Origin of the sequence: Corynebacterium sp. LK31, assembly GCF_014335015.1 — a bacterium.
GTDB classification, from domain to species: domain Bacteria; phylum Actinomycetota; class Actinomycetes; order Mycobacteriales; family Mycobacteriaceae; genus Corynebacterium; species Corynebacterium jeikeium_D.
In genome coordinates this window covers 1-2,158 of the sequence record NZ_PDGW01000001.1, presented here as the reverse complement: position 1 = coordinate 2,158, position 2,158 = coordinate 1, and the positions used below count along the sequence as shown (strand labels likewise).

Genomic DNA, 2,158 nt, shown 5'->3' with positions numbered 1-2,158 from the left:
TGCTGCGACCCACTTTTTGTTACCCACGAGTAAACAACATTTAATCGACAAATGTCGTGGCTTATATCTCGGGGTAGCTACCGATTTGGCTTAATTGCGGGTACTTAGAAGGGTCCGATGCGCAGTACACCGGTCGGAGGCTCCTCGAATTCTGGCACTGAGCTTGTTGGCATGTCCGATTCAGTTATTGCACTTCTGTGATTACCACAGCCACTCATCCCGACATGCAGATACCGCGCTTCAATGGGGCTTTACTGCCAAGCTGTCCAAATAGGGATCCATACGCTTATTTGGAATTCGTCCTGATTCTTAAGCCCTACCTACGAGACAACGCGGCGCCATCCAAGGTCGCGCCAAAAGGAAATCCCGTATGGGCGAGGTATTGCCTGCGCCCATACGGGAATGTGTTGTATTTAATTACGCCAGCGCAGTCTGGGATTGAGCTATCCAGCCGCGCTGATCAAAGTACCGAAGTTAGTTATTACTGCTCGGCTTAGCCGACGGGACGTCTCCGTAGCCGTCGTGGTCCTTATCTTCAGAGTTAATACCTCCGCGGAAGGTGTCGTGAGCACTCGGAGTAACGGCGTGCGGTGCACGGTCGGCGGTGTTGAACAAAAGATTCAAGATGATAGCAGCGACGGAACCTACGCAGATACCTGAAGCCATAAACGTTTGCGCCCATGCCGGTAGTCCGGAGAATAGTTCGGGCGATACAGCAGGAAGTAATGCCAATGCCAACGGAATACCCACGACAATCACGTTGGATTCAGTGAACTTAACCTTGGATAGAGTGCGGACGCCCGATGCTGCGACCATACCGAACAAGGCGATACCGGCACCTCCCAAAACTGGAGCTGGGATAGCGGCAACGAGAGCGGCCGTCTTTGGAATCAAACCCAGGATCAGCAGCATTCCACCTGCAGCTGCGGTAACCCATCGGGAACGTACGCCCGTGATGGATAGGACGCCAATGTTCTGGGCAAACGCCGTGTATTGGAAAGTATTGAAAATACCGCCAATTACGGTCGCAGCACCGTCGGCACGCAGTGTGTCGGCAATACGGTGATTATCAATCTCGGATTCGGTAATCTCGCCGATTGCAAGTACGTCGCCAGTCGCTTCGACCATAGTCACAAGCGAAACAATGCACATGGCAAATACAGCCGAGAGGACGAATTCAGGCATGCCAAAGTAGAATGGATGCGTCAACCCGAAGACGGGTGAGTCCTTAGTTCCAGACCAATCCACCATTCCCAATGGAATGCATAGCAGCAATCCGGAGATCATGCCCACTAGAACGGCAATGCGGGCGAACCATTCTGGTGCCCATCGCTCAATACTGAGAATTAAGACCAACACAAACGCAGCTACTGCCAAGTTTTGAGGTGCGCCGAAATCTGGAGTGTCCTTGACTTCAGCACCGCCACCAACCCAGTCGGCTGCGACTGGCATAAGCGTCGTGCCGATAATCAATAGCACCGTGCCAGTGACCAACGGCGGAAATAGGCGTAGAAGCGACGCAAAAAGCGGTGCAAAGAGCATCATGAAAATGCCCGATGCAATCACCGAACCGTAGATTGCGGGCACGCCGTATTGCGATCCGATAGTGACCATCGGAATGGCAGCAGAGAAGGTACAGCCCTGAATCAGTGGTAGCCGCACACCAAATCGCCAAATGCCCACCGACTGCACGATGGTGGCGATGCCGGCAACAAACAGGTCCGCGGCAATTAGGTGCGGAATATCGGATGGGGACATACGCCCGGCATCCACAAGTGCCCAGCCCACGAAAAGCGGGACTGCCACCGCGCCTGCATACGCGGCGAGCACATGTTGAAAGCCGAGTATAAGCAGTTTCACATGGCCCGGATACTCATCGACCGGATGAACCGTCTGAGTATCGGTCTTCGTTGATGTAGTCACAGTTCGACTTTAGTTCCCTAGTCCAGCTTTTCCTCACTGGAGCTTTCTATTGGGGTGGTTTCGCTCCATCTCGCTTTACGACGAGGCTTTCGGGCCACGTCACTTTGCTGAGATAACTCGTGAGTGTGCGTAAGAAGCCGGTGAACGAACGCATTGCCGAACAGCTTTAAGTGAAACTCTAGGGTTATGGTCTTCTATTAGCTCGAAAGTACCCAAGAAAGTCATTGTGACCTGG

1 protein-coding gene is annotated in these 2,158 nt (G+C 53.0%); it reads right to left on the bottom strand.

All coding sequences use genetic code 11. The annotated features are described in order from the left end of the window. Positions 1-474: 474 nt before the first annotated feature. Positions 475-1,923, bottom strand: coding sequence for a nucleobase:cation symporter-2 family protein (locus tag CRD18_RS00005; protein ID WP_070866520.1), 1,449 nt, complete (start codon positions 1,921-1,923; stop codon positions 475-477). Positions 1,924-2,158: the final 235 nt, after the last annotated feature.